Source organism: Pseudomonas sp. AP19 (assembly GCF_001728855.1).
Lineage (GTDB): Bacteria > Pseudomonadota > Gammaproteobacteria > Pseudomonadales > Pseudomonadaceae > Aquipseudomonas > Aquipseudomonas fluorescens.
Genome location: NZ_LXJP01000010.1, coordinates 22748 through 45169 on the forward strand (window position 1 = coordinate 22748; position 22422 = coordinate 45169).

The window sequence follows — 22422 nt, forward strand, 5'->3', positions numbered from 1 at the left end:
GGGTGACCAAGCATGCAAGAAAGCGTGATGCAGCGCATGTGGAACAGCGGCTATCTTTCAGGTGGTAACGCTGCCTATGTGGAAGAGCTTTATGAGCTCTACCTGCACGACCCTAACGCTGTGCCAGAAGAATGGCGCACCAAATTTCAGACGTTGTCTTCAGACGGCAACGCTGCCACCGATGTATCGCACGCAACAATTCGCGATCAGTTTGTGCTGCTGGCAAAGAACCAGCGCCGCGCTCAGCCGGTTTCCGCCGGGAGCGTGAGCAGCGAGCATGAGAAGAAGCAAGTTGAAGTATTGCGACTGATCCAGGCTTACCGGATGCGTGGCCACCAGGCGGCCCAGCTTGACCCGCTGGGGCTCTGGCAGCGTCCTGCACCTGCTGACCTGTCGATCAATCATTACGGCTTGACCAATGCCGATCTTGATACGACCTTCCGTGCCGGCGACCTGTTCATCGGCAAAGAGGAGGCGAGCCTACGCGAAATTCACGAAGCGTTGCAGCAGACATATTGCCGCACCATTGGCGCTGAGTTCACGCATATCACCGATTCCGAGCAACGCCACTGGTTCCAGCATCGTCTGGAAGGTGTGCGTGGCCGTCCGGTGCTGTCCGCCGACGTACGCAGCCACTTGCTCGAGCGCGTGACCGCAGCTGAAGGTCTCGAGAAATACCTGGGTACCAAATACCCGGGCACCAAGCGTTTTGGCCTGGAAGGCGGCGAGAGCCTGATTCCGATGCTTGACGAGCTGATCCAGCGTTCCGGTTCCTATGGCACCAAGGAAGTCGTGATCGGCATGGCTCACCGTGGTCGCCTGAACGTGTTGGTCAACACCTTCGGCAAGAACCCGCGCGAGCTGTTCGACGAGTTCGAAGGCAAGAAGAAGGTCGAGCTCGGTTCCGGTGACGTTAAATACCACCAGGGCTTCTCGTCCAACGTGATGACCACCGGCGGTGAAGTTCACCTGGCCATGGCCTTCAACCCATCCCACCTGGAAATCGTTTCTCCAGTGGTCGAGGGTTCGGTCCGTGCTCGCCAGGATCGTCGTAACGATGCCACCGGTGAAAAGGTCCTGCCGATTTCCATCCACGGTGACGCGGCATTCGCCGGTCAAGGCGTGGTGCTGGAAACGTTCCAGATGTCGCAGACTCGCGGCTTCAAGACGGGCGGTACGGTTCACATCGTCATCAACAACCAGGTTGGCTTCACCATCAGCAACCCGCTGGACGCGCGCTCTACCGAGTACGCCACCGACGTTGCCAAGATGATCCAGGCGCCGATCCTCCATGTGAATGGTGATGATCCGGAAGCCGTGTTGTTCGTGACCCAGCTCGCTATCGACTACCGCATGCAGTTCAAGCGTGACGTGGTGATCGACCTGGTTTGCTACCGCCGTCGCGGTCACAACGAAGCGGATGAGCCGAGCGGCACCCAGCCGTTGATGTACCAGCAAATCGCCAAGCAGCGCACCACCCGTGAGCTGTACGCCGAAAGCCTGACCAAGGCCGGCGTGATTGACGATGCGCGTGTTCAGGCGAAAGTCGATGAATACCGCAACGCGCTGGACAATGGTCTGCATGTCGTAAAAAGCCTGGTTAAAGAGCCGAACAAAGAACTGTTCGTTGACTGGCGTCCGTACCTGGGCCACGCCTGGACTGCGCGTCACGACACCTCGTTCGATCTGAAAACCTTGCAGGAACTGTCTGCCAAGCTGCTGGAAATTCCGGAAGGCTTCGTTGTGCAGCGCCAGGTTGCGAAGATCTACGAAGACCGTCAGAAGATGCAAGCCGGCGGCCTGCCGATCAACTGGGGTTACGCCGAAACCATGGCGTACGCGACCCTGGCGTTCGAAGGTCACCCGATCCGCATGACCGGCCAGGACATCGGCCGTGGTACGTTCTCGCACCGTCACGCGGTATTGCACAACCAGAAAGACGCGGGCACTTACATTCCGCTGCAACACCTTTACGAAGGCCAGCCACGTTTCGACCTGTTCGATTCGTTCCTGTCCGAAGAAGCCGTACTGGCGTTCGAATACGGTTACTCCACCACCACGCCTCAGGCGCTGGTGATCTGGGAAGCCCAGTTCGGCGACTTCGCCAACGGTGCCCAGGTGGTTATTGACCAGTTCATCACCAGCGGTGAGCACAAGTGGGGCCGTCTGTGCGGTCTGACCATGCTGCTGCCACACGGTTATGAAGGTCAGGGTCCGGAGCACTCTTCGGCCCGTCTGGAGCGTTACCTGCAGCTGTGCGCCGAGCACAACATCCAGGTGTGCGTGCCGACTACCCCGGCCCAGATCTACCACTTGCTGCGTCGTCAGGTGATCCGCCCGCTGCGCAAGCCGCTGGTAGTGCTGACTCCGAAATCGCTGTTGCGTCACAAATTGGCCATCTCGACCCTGGAAGATCTGGCCGACGGTTCGTTCCAGACCGTTATTCCAGAAATCGACACCCTGGACGCAGCCAAGGTCACTCGCCTGATCCTGTGCAGCGGCAAGGTTTACTACGACTTGCTGGAAAAACGCCGTGCCGAAGGCCGCGAAGACATCGCCATCGTGCGTATCGAGCAGCTTTACCCGTTCCCGGAAGACGACCTGATGGAGGCCATCGCGCCTTACACCAACCTCACCCATGTGGTGTGGTGTCAGGAAGAACCGATGAACCAGGGCGCGTGGTACAGCAGCCAGCATCACTTGCGTCGCAGCATCGGTAACCACAACAAGGCCCTGGGCCTGGAGTACGCCGGTCGTGACGCTTCTGCTGCACCTGCGTGTGGTTATGCGTCGATGCACGCCGAGCAGCAGGAAAAACTGCTGCAAGATGCTTTCACTGTTTAACGCCTTCGCGCTGACTGAAACCGAATTTTAAGGACCCACAGATAATGGCTATCGAAATCAAAGCCCCGTCATTCCCGGAATCGGTTGCCGATGGCACCGTTGCCACCTGGCACAAGAAACCAGGTGAGGCCGTCAAGCGTGACGACCTGATCGTCGACATCGAGACTGACAAAGTCGTACTGGAAGTGTTGGCTGAAGCTGACGGCGTACTGGGCGCAATCGTTGCCGAAGAAGGCGCTACCGTTCTGTCGAACCAGGTTCTGGGCTCGATCGAAGAGGGCAGCGCCGCTGCACCTGCTCCGGCCGCTGCTGCACCGGCTGCTGCGTCCGCTCCAGCTGCTGCCCCGGCCGCCGCTGGCGAAGATCCAATCGCTGCCCCGGCTGCCCGTCAGCTGGCTGAAGAAAATGGCATCAACCTGGCGTCCATCAAAGGCACTGGCAAAGATGGCCGTGTGACCAAGGAAGACGTGGTTGCTGCTGTTGAAGCCAAGAAAAACGCTCCGGCCGCCGCACCTGCCAAGGCGGCTGCGCCAGCTGCCGCTGCGCCTGTGTTCGCTGCTGGCGACCGCACCGAGAAGCGCGTACCGATGACGCGTGTACGTGCCACCGTGGCCAAACGTCTGGTTGAAGCACAGTCGAACATGGCGATGCTGACCACGTTCAACGAAGTCGACATGACTGAAGTCATGGCCCTGCGTTCGAAGTACAAGGACCTGTTCGAGAAGTCCCACAATGGCGTGCGCCTGGGCTTCATGTCGTTCTTCGTGAAAGCGGCCACCGAAGCGCTGAAACGCTTCCCGGCAGTCAACGCTTCCATCGACGGCGGCGACATCGTTTACCACGGCTATGCCGACGTCGGCGTTGCCGTGTCCAGCGACCGTGGCCTGGTGGTGCCGGTTCTGCGTAACGCCGAGCTGATGAGCCTGGCTGAAATCGAAGGCGGCATCGCTGGCTTCGGCAAGAAAGCCCGTGACGGCAAGCTGACCATCGACGAGATGACCGGTGGTACCTTCACCATCACCAACGGTGGTACCTTCGGTTCGATGATGTCGACCCCGATCGTCAACCCGCCACAAGCTGCGATCCTGGGCATGCACAACATCATCCAGCGTCCGATGGCCATTAACGGCCAAGTCGTGATCCGCCCAATGATGTACCTGGCACTGTCTTACGATCACCGCCTGATCGATGGTAAAGAAGCCGTGACTTTCCTGGTGACCATCAAGAACCTGCTGGAAGACCCGGCTCGTCTGCTGCTGGATATCTGATAGAAGCAGCTGCAGGCCTCAAGTGACAGGCTGCCGGATAAGGCAGCCGGGCTTGAGGCCTGCGGCTTGAAAGCTTGCTGCTAAATAGAGGAACTATTTTCATGTCGCAGAAATTTGACGTTGTAGTGATTGGTGCAGGTCCTGGCGGCTACGTTGCCGCCATCAAGGCCGCACAACTGGGCCTCTCGACTGCTTGCATCGAAAAATACACCGACAAGGAAGGCAAGCTGGCGCTGGGCGGTACTTGCCTGAACGTCGGTTGCATTCCTTCCAAGGCGCTGCTGGACAGCTCCTGGAAATTCCACGAAGCCCAAGACGGCTTCGCGATCCACGGCATCAACCACGCTGGCGTGACCATGGACGTGCCAGCAATGGTCGGCCGTAAAGCCAACATCGTTAAAGGCCTGACTTCCGGCGTTGCCACCTTGTTCAAGGCCAACGGTGTGACTTCCCTGCAAGGCCACGGCAAACTGCTGGCCGGCAAGAAAGTTGAAATCACCAAGCCAGACGGCTCGGTAGAAGTCATCGAAGCCGAAAACGTGATCCTGGCTCCAGGCTCGCGCCCAATCGACATTCCACCTGCTCCAGTTGACAACAACGTGATCGTTGATTCGACCGGCGCCCTGGAATTCCAAGCGGTTCCCAAGCGTCTGGGTGTGATCGGCGCTGGCGTAATCGGTCTGGAACTGGGTTCGGTATGGTCGCGTCTGGGTGCCGAAGTGACCGTTCTGGAAGCCCTGGACACGTTCCTGCTGGCTGCCGACACGGCGGTGTCCAAAGAAGCCTACAAAACCCTGACCAAACAAGGTCTGGACATCAAGTTGGGCGCTCGCGTGACCGGCTCGAAGGTTAACGGCGAAGAAGTTGTCGTGACCTACACCGACAAGGATGGCGAACAGACCATCACTTTCGACAAGCTGATCGTTGCCGTTGGTCGCCGTCCAGTGACCGCTGACCTGCTGGCTTCCGACAGTGGTGTGAACATCGACGAGCGTGGTTTCATCCACGTTGACGATCACTGCGCTACCACCGTTCCAGGCGTGTACGCCATCGGTGACGTGGTTCGCGGCATGATGCTGGCGCACAAGGCTTCCGAAGAAGGCATCATGGTTGTCGAGCGCATCAAGGGCCACAAAACCCAGATGAACTACGACCTGATCCCATCGGTTATCTACACCCACCCGGAAATTGCATGGGTCGGCAAGAACGAACAGCAGTTGAAAGCTGAAGGCGTTGAAGTTAACGTCGGCACCTTCCCGTTTGCCGCTTCTGGCCGTGCCATGGCAGCCAACGACACCGGTGGTTTTGTCAAAGTCATCGCTGATGCCAAGACTGACCGCGTATTGGGCGTCCACGTGATTGGCCCGAGCGCTGCAGAACTGGTTCAGCAAGGCGCGATCGGTATGGAATTCGGCACCAGTGCCGAGGACCTGGGCATGATGGTCTTCTCCCATCCAACCCTGTCCGAAGCGTTGCACGAAGCAGCGTTGGCAGTGAATGGCGGCGCCATCCACATCGCCAACCGCAAGAAGCGCTAAGCGAGATAATAAGAAACCACGGCGGTTGCCCGTCGTGAGCCTTGCGCGCAAGACTCACCGCGGAATGTCCGCCGGACGCAGTCTTGCGCAGCTTTACGGGCCTTGAGCCCTGCAAGTTGTGCAAGCAGCAGTCACAGGTGGCGCGGCACTCATAATGAGCGCAGCGCCGAATGCGCAGTACCTAACGAAGACGGTAAAAAGCATGAATCTTCACGAGTATCAGGGTAAGCAGCTGTTCGCTGAATACGGCCTGCCAGTATCCCAGGGCTACGCAGTAGACACCCCGGAAGCAGCAGCAGAAGCTTGCGACAAAATCGGTGGTACCGAGTGGGTTGTCAAAGCCCAGGTCCACGCTGGTGGTCGCGGTAAAGCGGGCGGCGTTAAGCTGGTTCGCAGCAAAGAAGACGCCAAGGCATTCGCACAGCAGTGGCTGGGCAAGCGTCTGGTGACTTACCAGACTGATGCCAATGGCCAACCAGTCACCAAGATCCTGGTTGAATCGTGCACTGATATCGCTAAAGAGCTGTACCTGGGCGCTGTCGTTGACCGTTCGAGCCGTCGCATCGTGTTCATGGCTTCCACCGAAGGTGGCGTGGACATCGAGAAGATCGCTCACGACACGCCAGAAAAAATTCTGAAAGCCACTATCGATCCACTGGTTGGCGCTCAGCCATTCCAGGGTCGTGAACTGGCTTTCCAGCTGGGTCTGGAAGGCAAGCAAGTTGCCCAGTTCGCCAAGATCTTCGTGGGTCTGGCCAAACTGTTCCAGGATCACGATCTGGCCCTGCTGGAAGTGAACCCGCTGGTGATCAAGGCTGACGGCGATCTGCATTGCCTCGATGCCAAGATCAACATCGACGCCAACGCCATGTACCGTCAGCCTAAGCTGAAAACTTTCCACGATCCGTCGCAAGACGATCCGCGCGAAGCGCACGCTGCCAAGTTCGAACTGAACTACGTAGCCCTGGAAGGTAACATCGGTTGCATGGTCAACGGTGCTGGCCTGGCCATGGGTACCATGGACATCGTCAACCTGCATGGCGGCAAGCCAGCCAACTTCCTCGACGTGGGCGGCGGTGCTACCAAAGAACGCGTTACCGAAGCCTTCAAGATCATTCTGTCCGACGCCAACGTCGCTGCAGTACTGGTCAACATCTTCGGCGGCATCGTTCGTTGCGACATGATTGCCGAAGGCATCATCGGTGCAGTGAAAGAAGTCGGCGTTAAAATCCCGGTTGTTGTTCGCCTTGAAGGTAACAACGCTGAACTGGGCGCTAAAGTACTGGCAGAAAGCGGTTTGAACATCATCGCGGCTACCAGCCTGACCGACGCTGCTCAACAAGTTGTCAAAGCTGCGGAGGGCAAATAATGAGCGTCCTGATCAATAAAGACACCAAAGTTATCTGCCAGGGTATTACCGGTTCGCAAGGTAGTTTCCACACCCAGCAAGCCATCGAATACGGCACCAAGATGGTTGGCGGCGTAACTCCGGGCAAAGGCGGCACCGAGCACCTGGGTCTGCCAGTGTTCAACACCGTGAAAGACGCTGTAGCTGCCACTGGCGCCACCGCCAGCGTTATCTACGTTCCAGCTCCTTTCTGCAAAGACTCGATCCTGGAAGCGGCATTCGGCGGCATCAAGCTGATCGTTTGCATCACCGAAGGCATTCCTACCCTGGACATGCTGGACGCTAAAGTTAAGTGCGACGAGCTGGGCGTAGTCCTGATCGGCCCTAACTGCCCAGGCGTGATCACTCCAGGCGAATGCAAGATCGGCATCATGCCAGGTCACATTCACTTGCCAGGTAAAGTCGGTATCGTTTCCCGTTCCGGCACCCTGACCTACGAAGCTGTTAAGCAAACGACTGACGCCGGTTTCGGCCAGTCGACTTGCGTCGGCATCGGTGGTGACCCGATCCCAGGCTCGAACTTCATCGACATCCTGAAACTGTTCCAGGAAGACCCGAAGACCGAAGCGATCGTCATGATCGGTGAGATCGGCGGTTCGGCTGAAGAAGAAGCGGCTGCCTACATCAAGGCACACGTGACCAAGCCGGTTGTTTCCTACATCGCTGGTGTGACTGCCCCTGCTGGCAAGCGCATGGGCCATGCTGGCGCAATCATCTCTGGCGGCAAAGGCACTGCAGACGAGAAATTCGCTGCGCTGCAGGACGCAGGCGTTAAAACCGTGCGTTCGCTGGCAGACATCGGCAAAGCCCTGGCTGAGCTGACCGGTTGGGCTGTCAAGTAAGCCTCGCGCTTAGCTGACGCTTTATCCACACAAAGGCCACCTTCGGGTGGCCTTTGTGCGTTCTGGGTATTGCTCATCAGATTGGATGCCCCGTTCACAGGTGGGAGCTGGCTTGCCTGCGAAAGCATCGACGCGGGTTACCTGATGGGCCGAGTCGCTCGCATCGCAGGCAAGCCAGCTCCCACATGGGGCTGTATTGTCAAAATTAAGTATGAAAACGCGACATTGTGATGTCGCTTATCGGACAGTTCGCCCCGCAACAGTGCGTTTGTCAGCCTAATTCTGTACTCTAGCCGCCTCTTTATGCGTCCGCATCCCAAAAGGAAGCGGCGCGCTAGACCGGTCGGTCCCCATAAGGGCCGGCAGCAGTTCCCTCATCCACAGGGAATCCCTCTCTAAATTCCGATTCAGTAGTGTGGTATTTCCTTAAATGAAAGTGTTGAAAAGCCAGGATGTCCTGGCGTTAGGCTTTATGACCTTTGCCCTGTTCGTGGGCGCCGGCAACATCATCTTTCCGCCTATCGTTGGTTTGCAGTCCGGGCCTCACGTCTGGATGGCAGCGCTGGGCTTCTTGATCACCGCAGTCGGTCTGCCGGTGGTCACCGTGATCGCCCTGGCCAAGGTTGGCGGGGGGATGGACGCGTTGAGCAGCCCTATCGGCAAGATCGCCGGGGGCCTGCTCGCAGCGGCGGCGTATCTGGCGGTAGGGCCACTGTTCGCCACGCCGCGTACTGCGACCGTGTCGTTTGAAGTAGGCCTGGCGCCGCTGACCGGCGAAAGCCCACTGGCGCTGTTCCTCTACAGCTCGGTGTATTTCCTGGTGGTGTTCTTTGTTTCGCTCTACCCGGGCCGACTGCTGGATACCGTAGGTCGCTTCCTGGCACCGCTGAAAATCATCGCGCTGGCCATCCTCGGCATCGCCGCGTTTGCCTTGCCGGCCGGTGATGTCGGCGTCGCCACGCCGGAATACGTCGCTGCACCGTTCTCCCAAGGCTTCATCAATGGTTACCTGACCATGGATACCCTGGGCGCGCTGGTGTTCGGTATCGTCATCGTCAACGCCATCCGTTCCCGGGGTGTTGAATCGCCACAGCTGATCACCCGCTATGCGATCATCGCCGGGCTGATTGCCGGGGTGGGCCTGGCGCTGGTGTACATCAGCCTGTTCCGTCTGGGTTCGGGCAGCCATGCGGTGGCCGCCGGTGCAAGCAACGGCGCGGCGGTGCTGCATGCTTACGTGCAACATACGTTCGGCTCCCTGGGCAGCGGCTTCCTCGCTGTGCTGATCTCCCTGGCGTGCCTGGTCACAGCGGTTGGCCTGACCTGCGCGTGTGCGGAGTACTTCAGCAAAGTCCTGCCGCTGTCCTACAAGACGCTGGTAGTGATCCTGGCGCTGTTCTCGCTGTTCGTGTCCAACCTGGGCCTGACCAAGCTGATTGCTTTCTCGATCCCGGTACTTACGGCGATCTACCCGCCGTGCATCGTGCTGGTGGCCCTGAGCTTCTGCAAAGATTTCTGGCTCGAGCAGGGCCGCATTGTCGGCCCGGTCATGCTGGTGTCGTTCATCTTTGGCTGCATTGATGCGCTCAAGGGCGCGGGCCTGGCGGATTGGCTGCCTGCGCAGTTGGCACATCTGCCGCTGAGCGAGCAAGGTCTGGCGTGGCTGGTACCTGCGGTGATGACACTGGTCGTAGCCGTCGTGGTTGACCGCATGCTCGGCAAGCGCAGCGAAGCCATCGCTTAACCCGCGGTTTCACGCTGTACTGAAATGCCCCGTATCAATCGATACGGGGCATTTTTTTTGTGTGAGAGACCACAACCCCTAAAGTGTGGAATACGGTCAGTGTGGGAGCGGGCTTGCTCGCGAACGCGGTGGATCAGTCATGCACCAGGAGACTGACACACCGCATTCGCGAGCAAGCCCGCTCCCACATTTAGATCGCATTAATATCCGTACACCGAGCAAAAGGCCTCCGCATGTCGTTCGTCGAAACCAATCAGATCCACCTGCTTGCTGCCCTCTGGTTTGTCCTGTGCTGGGGCGGTTATACCCGATACGCCACGTGGAAGGCCCGTGACACCGCGTGCCTGGCCAGCGTGCTGCATTTGTATCGTGAAGACTGGATGCGCCGCATGTTGCTGCGTGATAACCGTATCGCCGATGCCAGTGTGATCGGTAACCTGGAACGCAATGCCTCGTTCTTCGCCTCCAGTACCTTGATCATCCTCGCCGGCATCCTGACGGTGCTGGGGGCTTCCGAGCGTGCGGTATCGTTGCTGGCGGACATCCCCATGGTGCAACAGGCGTCCCAGGGTATGTCGGAAATCAAGCTGCTGTGCCTGGCACTGGTGTTCGTCTATGCGTTTTTCACCTTCAGCTGGTGCATGCGCCAATACAACTTCGCTGCGGTGCTGGTGGGGTCGGCGCCGATGATTGGTGAGCGGCATGTGTCGGAGCAGGAGCGCAAGGCCTTCGCCCTGCGGGCGGCGCGGGTGATTTCGATGGCGGCCAACCAGTTCAACTTTGGCCTGCGTGCTTATTATTTTGGCATGACCATGCTGGCCTGGTTTGTCAGCCCGTGGTTATTCATGTTGATGAGCAGCGGGGTGGTGTTGGTGCTGTATCGCCGCGAGTTTCATTCCGACGTACTGCAGGTCATGGTCTACACGCCAACCGATATGCCGGTGACGGAGCCGGCTAAAGAAGCCGTGTCTTAACCAGTGGCGCCAAGGTTAATTAAACTTTTGGGCGCTGAAAAAACAGCAGACAAAGTAAAGCCCGCTATGTAAGCGGGCTTTCTTTTTGCAGCAATTGCCAGGCTATTAAGGCTTGGCAGGTGCTACTGGAGTAGCGGTACCGTCTTCTTTTGCTTTTTCAGCGTTCGCATCAGCCTGAGCTTTGGCAGCATCGGCGTTTTCTTTTGCAGCGTCGTTCACTTTATCCTGTGCTTTTGCCATGTCCTTCTGAGCTTGCTCAGAATGCGCTTGAGCATCTTGGGCTTTGTCTTCGGATTTCTTATCGCAGGCAGCGAGGCCAAGGGCAGCAGCCAGCATCATGGAAATAGCTAAAGTCTTGCGCATGGGGTGTTTCTCCTTAGTGAAGATATCTACTGGCCTTTCGAGCTTAGTCGGCCAGCATTAGTTCCTTTTGTTTCAAAGATATATAAAACGTGACGCTCAAGGAACTTTTGCGCCTACCCCCAGGCACCTCTAATCGACACTAATAAGAGTCTGAACACATGACCGAAAATCCCTTGTCAGCGCGTGCCACACGCTTCGTTTCGGCGCTGCGCCACTGCCAGGTATTAGGCATCACCGTCCATGCTGCCAGCGAAGAGGGCATGACGCTGGTCCTGCCTTACAGCGCGAGCATCGTCGGCGATCCTCAAACCGGGGTGATTCACGGTGGCGCGCTGACCTCCTTGATGGACACTGCCTGCGGCATGGCCACGCTGTGTGTCTTGCCGGAGTTCGAGGTGTGCCCGACGCTGGACCTGCGGGTCGACTACATGCATCCGGCCGAGCCGCACAAGCCCGTGTACGGCTTCGCCCAATGCTATCGGGTGACCACCGACGTGATCTTCACCCGCGGCTTCGCCTACCAGGATGATCCGCAGCAGCCGATTGCCCACGTGGTCGGCACGTTCATGCGCATGGGCAAGCGCCTCAAGGGCACGCAAGGGCTGAGCAGCACCCTCAAGGGGGAGCAGGCATGACACATCGATTCAAGACCCGCCTCGAACAGGCCCATCACCGGGGTAATTACGAGGCGCTGCTCGACCTGGTCCCTTACGCCAAGCTGATTGGCATTGAATGCACAAGGTTGGGGGATGAACTGCTGTTTCGTCTGCCGGCCAACAAGGACAACATTGGTAACCCCATATTGCCGGCGCTGCACGGTGGGGTGATTGCCGGGTTTATGGAGCTGTCGGCGGCGCTGCACCTGCTGGTGTTTACCGGCGCGCCAGGCCTGCCGAAAATCATCGACTTTTCCCTGGATTACCTGCGCGCCGGCCAGTTTCGTGACACTTACGCCAAGTGCCAGGTATGGCGCCAGGGCCGGCGCGTCGCCAACGTGGCAATCACTGCCTGGCAAAGCACTCCCGCCGAACCGATTGCCACCGCTCGCGCACATTTCAAGATTGAGGAAACAGCCCGCCCTTGAAATCCTGGTCTTAGCCCCCAACTTTGATGACAACCCGCCGCCAACCCTGAAGGGCGCGGCCACTGCCATCCAATTGGAGTTTGATGACCATGAGTGTGGAAACTCAAAAGGAAACCCTGGGCTTCCAGACCGAGGTGAAGCAACTGCTGCACCTCATGATCCATTCGCTGTATTCCAACAAGGAAATCTTCCTTCGCGAATTGATCTCGAACGCCTCTGACGCTGTCGACAAATTACGTTTCGAAGCCCTGTCCAAGCCTGAGTTGCTGGAAGGTGGCGCCGAACTGAAAATCCGTGTGAGCTTCGACAAGGACGCCAAGACCGTCACCCTCGAAGACAACGGTATCGGCATGAGCCGTGAAGACGCGATCACCCATTTGGGCACCATCGCTAAATCCGGCACCGCAGATTTCATGAAGAACCTGTCGGGCGATCAGAAAAAAGATTCACACCTGATCGGTCAATTCGGTGTGGGCTTCTACTCGGCCTTTATCGTTGCCGACAAGGTTGAAGTGTTCAGCCGTCGCGCCGGCCTCGACGCCAGCGAAGGCGTCCACTGGTCTTCCAAAGGTGAAGGCGAGTTCGAAATCGCCACCCTCGACAAGGCTGACCGTGGCACCCGCATCGTGCTGCACCTCAAAGCGGCTGAAGATGAATTCGCCGACGGCTGGCGCCTGCGCAATATCATCAAGAAATACTCCGACCATATCGCGCTGCCGATCGAGTTGCCGAAAGAGCAGGCTGCTGCCGAAGGCGAAGAGCCGCCTGCCCAGGAATGGGAAGTGGTCAACCGTGCCAGCGCTCTGTGGACGCGTCCTCGTACTGAAGTCAAAGACGAGGAATACCAGGAGTTCTACAAGCACATCGCGCACGACTACGAAAACCCGCTGAGCTGGAGCCACAACAAGGTCGAAGGCAAGCTGGAATACAGCTCGCTGCTTTACGTACCGGCGCGTGCGCCGTTCGACCTGTACCAGCGAGAAGCGCCCAAAGGCTTGAAGCTGTACGTGCAGCGCGTGTTCGTGATGGATCAGGCAGAGTCCTTCCTGCCGCTGTACCTGCGCTTCATCAAAGGTGTGGTCGACTCCAACGACCTGTCGCTGAACGTGTCGCGGGAAATCCTGCAGAAAGACCCGATCATCGACTCCATGAAGTCGGCGCTGACCAAGCGCGTGCTCGACATGCTGGAAAAACTGGCGAAGAACGAGCCAGAGCAATACAAGGGCTTCTGGAAAAACTTCGGCCAGGTCATGAAAGAAGGCCCGGCGGAAGATTTTGCCAACAAGGAAAAAATCGCCGGCCTGCTGCGTTTTGCCTCGACCCAAGGTGAAGACGGTGAGCAGGTTGTGGCGCTGGCCGAGTACCTGGCACGCGCCAAGGAAGGTCAGGACAAGATCTACTACCTGACCGGCGAAACCTATGCTCAGGTCAAGAACAGCCCGCACCTGGAAGTCTTCCGCAAGAAAGGCATCGAAGTGCTGCTGTTGACCGACCGTATCGATGAGTGGCTGATGAGCTACCTCAGCGAGTTCGATGGCAAAACCTTCGTCGACGTGGCCCGTGGTGACCTGGACCTGGGTAACCTGGACTCCGAAGAAGAGAAGAAGGAAGCCGAAGAAGTCGCCAAGGCCAAAGAAGGCCTGGTTGAGCGGATCAAGACCGCCTTGGGCGAGGCTGTCAGCGAAGTGCGGGTTTCGCACCGTCTGACCGACTCCCCGGCGATTCTGGCCATCGGCGAGCAGGACCTGGGCATGCAGATGCGTCAGATCCTGGAAGCGAGCGGTCAGAAGGTTCCGGATTCCAAGCCGATCTTCGAATTCAACCCGGCTCACCCGCTGATCGAGAAACTCGATGGCGAGCAAAGCGAAGAGCGTTTTGGCGACCTGTCGCACATTCTCTTCGACCAGGCGGCCCTGGCCGCTGGCGACAGCTTGAAAGACCCGGCCGCCTATGTGCGCCGACTGAACAAGCTGTTGGTTGAACTGTCGGTTTAACACCGTTGTAGAAAAACCCGCTTCGGCGGGTTTTTTCGTTCTAGTGCACCTCAACTGGAGTAAATGATGAGCCAAGTCACTGTGCGTTCCGTGGTCTATCAGATTGATGGCCAGTCTTATGAGAGCCGCCTGGCGTTTGATGCCAGCCACAAGGGCCCGCTGCCGGGTCTGTTGATGGCGCCGAACTGGATGGGTGTGAGTGCGGGTGCCGAAGAAATTGCCAAAAGCGTGGCCAGTAAAGGCTACGTGGTGTTGATCGCCGACCTGTACGGGCAAACCGTGCGGCCATCGAATGGCGATGAAGCGGGCGCGGCAATGATGCCGTTGAAAAACGACCGGCCGTTGCTGAACAAGCGTATGCAGGCAGCCTTTGAGCAACTGCAGGGCCAGACTGAAGCCGCTGTCGATACCGCGAAGCTGGCGTCGTTCGGTTTCTGCTTTGGCGGTTGCTGTACCCTGGAACTGGCGCGTACCGGCGCACCGTTGAAGGCCGCCGTGTCGTTCCACGGTACCCTCGACACGCCGAACCCGGCGGATGCGAAAAACATCAAAGGCTCAGTGCTGGTGCTGCACGGCGCTTCCGACCCCTTGGTGCCCAAGGAGCAGTTGCCGGCGTTTGAAGATGAAATGAACGCGGCCGGTGTGGATTGGCAGTTGCTCAGCTACGGCGGTGCGGTGCATTCCTTCACTGACCCGCATGCCGATGTGCCGGGCAAGATGATGTACGACGCGAAGACCGCTGCGCGAGCGTTCCAGTCGATGCATAACTTGCTGGATGAAGTGTTCAAGGGCTAAGTCTTCAGCGCCTGTGCCGGCCTCTTCGCGAGCCAGCCCGCTCCCACATTTTGATTGGTGAACACGGTTAAATGTGGGGGCTGGCTTGCCTGCGATAGCTATCTGACAGGCAACTCAATCCTTTCAGACTCGCCCGGCACCGTCGGCCAATCCCCTGCAGCCCAACGCTGCCGCGCCTGGTCAATCATCGCCGGGTCGCTCGCGACAAAATTCCAATTGATCCGCCGTGGCCCATCCAGCGGCGCACCGCCAAACACCACCAAGTGGCAATCGCCATCAGCAAACAGCGTCATTTCCTGCCCGGCAGGCAATACCACCAGGCTATGCACCTCTAGCGGCTCGCCGTCCAACTGCGCCGCGCCATCCAGCACATACACCGCCCGTTCCTCGTGCTCATCCGGGATCAGCAGCGTGGTGGCCGTTTGCATCTGCACCTCGGCATACAGCGTGGGCGACAGCACCGGCACCGGCGATTTAAGGCAGAAACCCGTGCCGGCGATCAGGCGAATGTGCACGCCCAGGTTGTCACTGATTGGCAGGGTCGCCGCCGGGTGATGGCTGTAATGCCCCGGACCGTGCTCGTGGTCCTTGGGTGAGGCCAGCCACACCTGCAGGCCATGCAGGCTGAAACCGCTGGCTTGGACGGCTTCGGGCGTACGCTCGACGTGGGCAATCGCGCTGCCGGCCGTCATCCAGCTGACGTCTCCGGCCTGTACCACTTGGTCCGAGCCCAGGCTGTCCTTGTGCTGCAGCGCGCCTTCAAACAGATAGGTGAGGGTGGACAGCCCGATATGCGGGTGCTGGCGGATGTTCATGCCCGTGCCCGGCGCATAACGCGTCAGTAACATGTGGTCGAAGAACACGAAAGGCCCGACGCTGCGGCATTCTCGCGATGGCAACGGGCGCAGGATCGGCTGCCCTTCGATATCTTCGGCGCGCGGGCGGATCACGGTGAGGGTGGTCATGGTGCGTCCCTGTCTGAGCGGGTTAGATGGCCCTGAGCATAACCCGCTCGACGGGTGGATGGCGCTACTGGCTGAAAGCGCCTTCGGACAATGTCGTCTCGATGGTGACTTCTGCGGTGGTCATCAGTTTGTGCACGGGGCAGCGATCGGCCACGCGGTGCAGCTCCTCGCGCTGTTCATCGGTGAGCACACCCTTGAGGGTCAACTTGACGTTGAGCGTGTATCGGCCTTTTTGCTCTTCAGTGCTGTCGTGGGTGACTTCCACGGTGACGCCGGTGAGGGGAATGTCTTTTTTCTGGGCATACAGTTTGACGGTCAGCGCCTTGCACGAGGCCAGGGCTGCATCGAAATAGTCGTGGGGGGAGGGCGCCGAGTCGTCGCCGCCCAGGCTTTTGGGCAGGTCGGTGAACAGTTCGTGGTTATTGATATTCACACTGTGGCGAAAATTGTCGTGGTTCAGGGTGTTGACGGTAACAGGCATGGTGAACCTCACAGATGGGCAGGATGAAGGTCATGCAGTTATAGAACATGCTGGCACTGAGGTGTTCCGGGTTTTTTAGCGGTGAACCGGTTTGCATCGCGCAAGGTCTACCCACATTAACCCGCTTTGAGGTTTTACCGTGCCCTGGACCCGCCTGAGTCTCGCCCTGTTGCTTGCCGCCGCCAGCCTTGCCGTACAGGCTCGCGAGTATGCCTACAGCGATGCGCACCTGCATTACGTCGACTTCTTCCAGGAAACGGCAGGCATGGACACACTGCTGAAGGCCATGGCGGACAATCGCATCGAGCATGTGATGATTTCCGGCATTCCCGTGGCGAAGAAATGGCACGAAGATGAGCCCAAACGCCCACGTTACTACGCGGGTGATGATGCCGATGCCTATTGGTACAGCGCCACCGACGTGATCGTCGCGGCAGCGGTGAACACACTCACCCCTGAGCAGCGGGGGCATTTTCATCCATTTTTGTCGGGGTTCAACCCTAACGACAAGAACTCGGCGGCGCATATCCAGCGCATGCTCGACCTCAACCCAGGGCTTTGGCAGGGCATTGGTGAAGTGTTCACACGGCATGACGACCTGACGGCCTTGACGGCAGGTGACACCCCGCGCGCCAACAACGAAGCCATGACGCGCATCTATCACCTCGCGGCCGAAAACGATTTGCCGGTGATGCTGCACTCCAACATCACTTCCAAACGCGAGCGCAACCCGCTGTACCTGCCAGAGGTGGAAGCATCGCTGCGCAACCACCCGCACACCCGATTTATCTGGGCGCATGCGGGGACCAGTAAAGAGATTCATCGCCATCAGGTGCAGATGGACTTTTTGCTCCCAACCTTGAGCCGTATGTTGCAAGCCTATCCCAATCTGTACATCGACCTCTCCTGGAGCATGCTCACGCCGTACTTGCTGGATGAGGCAGGCAAGCCCCGCGCACAGTGGTTAAAGCTGGTAGAACGCTTCCCTGAGCGCTTCATGGTGGGTTCGGACGTTGTAGGGCGCTTCAACAAGCTCGGTAAGGAAATGCACCGCTTTGATCCTTTCCTCGACGCGCTGCCGGAGGACGTGGCCCGCAAGGTCGCGCGCGATAACTTCCTGGCCGTTCTGCCGAAACGCGCTCGCGATGAGCAGGCCCATTGAAATCGCGTTGTCGTCTTTCGCACATTGGCTGAAGGACCGATAGCTTTTCAGGAGGCGCGCTGCAGATCGCCAACCGGTTGCCCATAAAAAAGCCCCGAACCAGTCGGGGCTTTTTAAATGATCAACCTGCGGGGCTTACTTACCCTGCCAGCGTTTCAGTACCAGGGTGGCGTTGGTGCCACCGAAGCCGAAGCTGTTGCTCATCACGGTGTCGATTTTGACGTTTTCAACGGTCTTGGTCAGGATCGGCATATCGGCAACGACCGGGTCGATCTCTTCAATGTTGGCCGAACCGGCCATGAAGTTGCCTTCCATCATCAGCAGGCAGTAGATCGCTTCGTGAACGCCGGCGGCGCCCAGGGAGTGACCGGACAGGCTCTTGGTAGAGCTGATGGCCGGAGCCTTGTCGCCGAACACCGCACGCACACCTTCCATTTCCTTGGCGTCGCCGACCGGAGTCGACGTGCCGTGGGTGTTCAGGTAGTCGATTGGGGTGTCAACGGTGGACATGGCCATCTGCATGCAGCGGATGGCGCCTTCACCGCTTGGCGCAACCATGTCGTAGCCGTCGGAAGTGGCGCCGTAGCCGACGATTTCTGCGTAGATCTTTGCACCGCGGGCCAGAGCGTGTTCCAGCTCCTCGACCACTACCATGCCGCCACCGCCGGCGATGACGAAACCGTCACGCTTGGCGTCGTAGGCGCGGGAGGCCTTTTCCGGGGTTTCGTTGTACTGGGTGGACAGGGCGCCCATGGCGTCGAACAAGAACGACTGGCTCCAATGCTCTTCTTCACCACCACCGGCGAACACGATGTCTTGTTTGCCCAGTTGGATCTGCTCAACCGCAGTACCGATGCAGTGAGCACTGGTGGCGCAGGCGGAGGAGATCGAGTAGTTCACACCCTTGATCTGGAACGGGGTGGCCAGGCAGGCCGAAACGGTGCTGCCCATGGTCCGCGTTACACGGTACGGGCCAACGCGTTTCACGCCTTTTTCGCGCAGGATGTCCAGCGCTTCCATCTGGTTCAGGGTGGATGCGCCGCCGGAGCCGGCGATCAGGCCGGTGCGTACGTTCGATACCTGGTCTTCGCTCAGGCCGGAATCGGCAATGGCGTCTTTCATGGCCAGGTAAGCGTAAGCGGCAGCGTGGCCGACGAAGCGATAGATCTTGCGATCGATCAGTTCTTCGAGGGGCAGGTCGATGGAGCCGGAAACCTGGCTACGCAGACCCATTTCGGCATATTCCGGGTTGAAACGGATGCCAGGGCGACTTGCACGCAGGTTAGCGGTGACGGTCTCTTTGTCATTGCCCAGGCAAGAAACGATGCCCAGACCAGTGATAACGACGCGGCGCATGCGGATAACCCTTAAAAGTTGTCAGTGGAAGTGAATACGCCGACCCGAAGGCCTTCGGCAGTATAGATCTCGCGACCGTCGACAGTCACCGAACCGTCGGCGATGGCCAGGTTCAGCTTGCCCTTGAGGACGCGCTTGATTTGAATGTTATAGGTGACTTTCTTGGCGGTCGGCAGGACTTGGCCAAAGAACTTCACTTCGCCCGAACCCAGGGCACGACCGCGGCCCGGCAGGCCTTGCCAGCCCAGGTAGAAGCCAACCAGTTGCCACATGGCGTCAAGGCCCAGGCAGCCTGGCATGACAGGGTCGCCTTCGAAATGGCAAGCGAAGAACCACAGGTCAGGGGTGATATCCAGCTCGGCGACCAATTCACCTTTGCCGTACTTGCCACCCTCTTCGCTGATATGGGTGATGCGATCCACCATCAGCATGTTCGGGGCGGGCAATTGCGCGTTACCTGGGCCGAACAGCTCACCGCGACTGCAGCGCAGCAGGTCTTCCCGAGTAAAGGCGTTTTGTTTGGTCATGCGAGCTCCTCAATAATCCCATGCGGCAGGGTTGGGCAAATCTTCCCGAACCGAATGAAGCGTTCATGCCTCATATCGGCAGCCTACACATAGACTATTGCGTTGTAGTGAAAGTCACAGCGTCAAGGCACTCAATGTACACTTGTTCACTGAAATTTTAAACCGAGCCTGTTATCGGCCCGTTTGGGTGCCTAAGACTGCCGCACTTTCGTCTTTCACGCCAGTCGCAGTTGGTTGATGGCGCAGCGCTATTGCACCCAGCGCTGCAGGATTTGCTGCAAATCCGTGCGTTTGAACGGCTTAGCCAGGTAATCGTTCATTCCGGCTGCCAGGCAGGCTTCGCGATCACCCTGCAACGCGTTGGCCGTCAGGGCAATAATCGGCACGTCGGCGCAGCCCGGCAGTTGGCGAATCTGCCTTGTGGCTTCGTAGCCGTCGATCAATGGCAGGCGGCAGTCCATCAGGATGGCCGTAAATATCAGGCTCTCGGCATTACGGATTGCCTCGACGCCATCGATGGCCAGGCTCACTTCAAACCCCAGGCTGCGCAGCATGGCTTCGACCACGGTGCGATTGACCGGGTTGTCTTCCACCAGCAACACACGGCGACCATCGCCTGCGCCGGTTTTGCCTTCGCGGTCCTGAGCGATCGCAGGCAGGCTGTGCTGATCGATGGCCAGCGGAATTTCCAGGGTAAACACCGAGCCACGGCCTTCTTCGCTTTGGGCGCGCAGTGTGCCGCCCATGCGTTCGGCCAGCGTACGGGCAATCGGCAGGCCCAGGCCGGTGCCGCCGTAACGTCTTGAAATGGAGCTGTCGGCCTGTTGGAAGGCATCGAACATCAACTCCAGGCGCTCGGCGGAAATCCCGATGCCGCTGTCGCGCACGGTGCAGGTGAACCACACCAGTTCATGGTCGAGGGTTTGCCAATGGGGTTCGACGGTCACGGTGCCGTGCTCAGTGAACTTGAGCGCGTTGCCGATCAGGTTCACCAGGATCTGGCGGATACGCGTCGGGTCGCCCTGCACCCGCAGTGAGTCCATGCCCAGCGGAATTGGCAGTTCCAGTCTCAACCCACGCTGCTGGGCGCTGTGCTGGAAGGCTTGCGCGCAACTGCTGATCAAGTCCGCGAGGTTGAACGGAATATGTTCCAGCTCAAGCGCGGCGCGCTCAATGCGCGAGAAGTCGAGGATGTCATTAATCACCTTGAGCAAATGCTCCGTGGACTCAGACGCCAGTGCGGCGTATTCGGTCTGCTCATCGGTCATCTCGGTGGTTTCCAGCAGCTGCAACATACCCAGCACGCCGTTCATGGGCGTGCGCAGCTCGTGGCTCATCATTGCCAGGAAGTCGGACTTGGCATTGTTCGCCCGCTCGGCCTCTTCGCGGGTCTGGATCAGTTGGGCCATGGCCTGATGCTGTTCGCGGCTGGCCTGGTTGAGGCCTTCGGCAAGGTTGTTGATATGACGCGACAAGTCGCCCAGCTCCGAGTCATCGACGATCGGCAGCGGCGTCTTGTAGTCGCCTTGCTGGATGGCCTTCACCGCATGGCCCATCGCGCTGATCGGCTGCGACAGGCTGGCGGCGAGGCGCCGTGCCAGCAGAAAGGTGAAGAGCAGGGCGAACAGGGCAAGGATGCCGGCCTTGAACAGAATTTCCTGTTGGCGCTGGCTGAACGCGTCATTGGACATGCCGACGATCACCCGGCCCAGGTAATCCGGGCGCCGCGTCTTGGGCTCATTAAGGTTGTCCTGGAAAAAATCATTGCCCAGTTGGATATGTTGCAGGCGGATGGGCGCCTGGAACACTTTCACCGACAGCGAACGGTCGTGCTTTTCCGACGGCTGTTCGACATACACCAGAATGTTCTCGCTGCTGTCCTGAATCTCGAGGAAGCGCACATGGGGTGTGGCCAGGGTGGCGCGCAGCAGGCTTTCGAGCACGTCGTTGTTGCCGGAAATAACCCCGTACTCGGTGGCTGGGGCCAACTGGTTGGCGATCAATTGGCCGGTATGGTCGAGTTCCTGGCGCAGGTCCTGGATACGTACGAACGTAAAGAAGCTGATCAACAGCAAGGTCAGCAACAGTGCCGGGCCCAGCGTGATGAGCTGGGTGCGGGTGTTGATGTCCCAACGACGGCGCAAGGTCATGGACGTTTTTCTCCTTCGGCCAATCGGGCGGCGACGGCGGCTTCGTCCACCTGTTCGATCCCCAGTGAGCGTGCGACTTGCGGGTTGCCCACGACTTTGAAGTGTTCCGGGTACAAGGTGCGCGGCCAACTGGCCGGCGAGTGGTCCAACAGTCGGTCGAGCACATCGAGCCAGTCGGCCTGGTCGCTGTAGGTGCTGGCCAGGCTGCCCGCCTTGACGAACCCGGCGTTGGGGCCCACCAGGGGCAACTGCTGGGAGTAGCTGCTGAGCAACAGGTTCTTCACTGTTTTTGGGTTGTACAGCTGTGGGTCGTCGAGGCCGAGCAGCACATCACTGTTCTTCAGCAGGTTTTGCAGCGGGCGGCTGTCACTGACGTTGTCCCAGAGCTGCGGCACGATCTCCAGCCCCATGGGCGCGGCGTACTGAGCCAATTCGCGCAGCAGGAATTCACTGTCGGCGCCGTAAAGCACACCGATGCGTCGGGCCTGGGGCAGGATGTTGGCAATCAGGTTCAGTTGGCGCGCCAGTGGCGGGTCGCTCCACAGCAGGCTGATTTTGGCCGGGTGAGTGTTGCCCAGGCGTTGGCGAGCCTGTATCCGGCTGATCCGTAATACCAGGGTCGGCGGCCCCTGAGCATCCTGCAGACGCCAGTCGAGACCGGGCAGGTCCAGCAGGATCAGGCGGGTGCTGGCAGGCAATTGGCTCGGCGCGGGCAGGTCTTTAAGCGGGGTGAAGGTTACGTGGTCTTCGGGGCGCTGCTGGGCCAGCGCCTGGGTGAAGACTTGTACGCCGGCCCCGTCTTCGGCGGCGGTGAGCAGGATGTCCGCACTCCACGCCGGCGCGCTCAGCAGCAGGCACACCAGCAGCACACCACGCCGCCAAAGCCTTGAGGCAAAAGAGAGGGTCATCCGTGACTGATCGCCCATG

General features: G+C 59.0%; 19 protein-coding genes. 12 read left to right on the forward strand and 7 right to left on the reverse strand.

Translation table 11 applies throughout. From position 1 onward, the window contains the following. Nucleotides 1-12: 12 nt before the first annotated feature. The 7 genes from A7D21_RS09865 (at nucleotide 13) to A7D21_RS09895 (ending at nucleotide 10618) form a co-directional block, all read left to right on the forward strand. Entirely contained in the window at nucleotides 13-2844 is a 2832-nt protein-coding gene (locus A7D21_RS09865; protein ID WP_053255230.1) for a 2-oxoglutarate dehydrogenase E1 component, read from the forward strand. Nucleotides 2845-2888: 44 nt separating this feature from the next. Next, the gene (gene odhB, locus A7D21_RS09870) at nucleotides 2889-4112 is read left to right on the forward strand and encodes a 2-oxoglutarate dehydrogenase complex dihydrolipoyllysine-residue succinyltransferase (RefSeq protein WP_053255231.1); all 1224 of its coding nucleotides are present in this window, start codon (nucleotides 2889-2891) and stop codon (nucleotides 4110-4112) included. Nucleotides 4113-4213: 101 nt separating this feature from the next. Next, the gene (lpdA, locus tag A7D21_RS09875) at nucleotides 4214-5650 is read left to right on the forward strand and encodes a dihydrolipoyl dehydrogenase (RefSeq protein WP_053255232.1); all 1437 of its coding nucleotides are present in this window, start codon (nucleotides 4214-4216) and stop codon (nucleotides 5648-5650) included. 202 nt (nucleotides 5651-5852) lie between these two features. Next, nucleotides 5853-7019 (forward strand): ADP-forming succinate--CoA ligase subunit beta, encoded by a 1167-nt coding sequence (gene sucC, locus A7D21_RS09880; RefSeq protein WP_053255233.1) that lies wholly within the window; start codon nucleotides 5853-5855, stop codon nucleotides 7017-7019. After that, on the forward strand, nucleotides 7019-7900 hold the full coding sequence (gene sucD, locus A7D21_RS09885) for a succinate--CoA ligase subunit alpha (RefSeq protein WP_003172813.1): 882 nt from the start codon (nucleotides 7019-7021) through the stop codon (nucleotides 7898-7900). The genes sucC and sucD overlap by 1 nt, the downstream gene beginning before the upstream one ends. Nucleotides 7901-8330: 430 nt before the next feature. Next, complete coding sequence (gene brnQ, locus A7D21_RS09890; RefSeq protein ID WP_053255234.1) at nucleotides 8331-9644, forward strand: branched-chain amino acid transport system II carrier protein; 1314 nt, start codon at nucleotides 8331-8333, stop codon at nucleotides 9642-9644. 233 nt (nucleotides 9645-9877) lie between these two features. Continuing rightward, nucleotides 9878-10618 carry a DUF599 domain-containing protein gene (locus A7D21_RS09895; protein ID WP_053255235.1) on the forward strand — a complete coding sequence of 247 codons (741 nt, stop codon included), beginning with the start codon at nucleotides 9878-9880 and terminating at the stop codon, nucleotides 10616-10618. Nucleotides 10619-10723: 105 nt separating this feature from the next. Here A7D21_RS09895 and A7D21_RS09900 read toward each other — a convergent pair whose 3' ends face one another. Further along, the gene (locus A7D21_RS09900) at nucleotides 10724-10981 is read right to left on the reverse strand and encodes a hypothetical protein (protein ID WP_053255236.1); all 258 of its coding nucleotides are present in this window, start codon (nucleotides 10979-10981) and stop codon (nucleotides 10724-10726) included. A gap of 158 nt (nucleotides 10982-11139) precedes the next feature. On the opposite strand from A7D21_RS09900, the gene A7D21_RS09905 reads away from it, so the two are divergent. From A7D21_RS09905 to A7D21_RS09920, 4 genes are all read left to right on the forward strand, one after another. Then, nucleotides 11140-11616, forward strand: coding sequence for a PaaI family thioesterase (locus tag A7D21_RS09905; RefSeq protein ID WP_069551625.1), 477 nt, complete (start codon nucleotides 11140-11142; stop codon nucleotides 11614-11616). Continuing rightward, complete coding sequence (locus A7D21_RS09910) at nucleotides 11613-12065, forward strand: PaaI family thioesterase (RefSeq protein WP_064451613.1); 453 nt, start codon at nucleotides 11613-11615, stop codon at nucleotides 12063-12065. Before A7D21_RS09905 ends, A7D21_RS09910 begins: the two co-directional genes overlap by 4 nt. 89 nt (nucleotides 12066-12154) lie before the next feature. Further along, entirely contained in the window at nucleotides 12155-14059 is a 1905-nt protein-coding gene (gene htpG / locus A7D21_RS09915; RefSeq protein ID WP_053255363.1) for a molecular chaperone HtpG, read from the forward strand. Nucleotides 14060-14125: 66 nt separating this feature from the next. Next, entirely contained in the window at nucleotides 14126-14854 is a 729-nt protein-coding gene (locus tag A7D21_RS09920) for a dienelactone hydrolase family protein (protein ID WP_069551626.1), read from the forward strand. A gap of 98 nt (nucleotides 14855-14952) precedes the next feature. Here the strand turns inward: A7D21_RS09920 and A7D21_RS09925 are convergent, their stop codons facing one another. Both A7D21_RS09925 and A7D21_RS09930 read right to left on the reverse strand, forming a co-directional pair. Further along, nucleotides 14953-15819 (reverse strand): pirin family protein, encoded by an 867-nt coding sequence (locus A7D21_RS09925; protein WP_053255240.1) that lies wholly within the window; start codon nucleotides 15817-15819, stop codon nucleotides 14953-14955. Between the two features lie 64 nt (nucleotides 15820-15883). Further along, nucleotides 15884-16300, reverse strand: coding sequence for an OsmC family protein (locus A7D21_RS09930; protein WP_053255241.1), 417 nt, complete (start codon nucleotides 16298-16300; stop codon nucleotides 15884-15886). A gap of 139 nt (nucleotides 16301-16439) precedes the next feature. Here A7D21_RS09930 and A7D21_RS09935 point away from each other — a divergent pair, with 139 nt between their 5' ends. Then, the gene (locus A7D21_RS09935) at nucleotides 16440-17462 is read left to right on the forward strand and encodes an amidohydrolase family protein (RefSeq protein ID WP_069551627.1); all 1023 of its coding nucleotides are present in this window, start codon (nucleotides 16440-16442) and stop codon (nucleotides 17460-17462) included. A 135-nt stretch (nucleotides 17463-17597) separates the two neighbouring features. Here the strand turns inward: A7D21_RS09935 and fabB are convergent, their stop codons facing one another. The 4 genes from fabB to A7D21_RS09955 all read right to left on the reverse strand — a co-directional run bounded on the left by fabB (nucleotide 17598) and on the right by A7D21_RS09955 (nucleotide 22421). Beyond that, complete coding sequence (gene fabB / locus A7D21_RS09940; RefSeq protein ID WP_053255243.1) at nucleotides 17598-18818, reverse strand: beta-ketoacyl-ACP synthase I; 1221 nt, start codon at nucleotides 18816-18818, stop codon at nucleotides 17598-17600. An 11-nt stretch (nucleotides 18819-18829) separates the two neighbouring features. Beyond that, entirely contained in the window at nucleotides 18830-19345 is a 516-nt protein-coding gene (gene fabA / locus A7D21_RS09945; RefSeq protein ID WP_003210552.1) for a 3-hydroxyacyl-[acyl-carrier-protein] dehydratase FabA, read from the reverse strand. Nucleotides 19346-19593: 248 nt separating this feature from the next. Continuing rightward, nucleotides 19594-21495, reverse strand: a complete 1902-nt coding sequence (locus tag A7D21_RS09950; RefSeq protein ID WP_053255244.1) for an ATP-binding protein — start codon at nucleotides 21493-21495, stop codon at nucleotides 19594-19596. Next, nucleotides 21492-22421, reverse strand: coding sequence for an ABC transporter substrate-binding protein (locus A7D21_RS09955; RefSeq protein ID WP_053255245.1), 930 nt, complete (start codon nucleotides 22419-22421; stop codon nucleotides 21492-21494). Before A7D21_RS09955 ends, A7D21_RS09950 begins: the two co-directional genes overlap by 4 nt. Nucleotide 22422 lies beyond the last annotated feature (1 nt).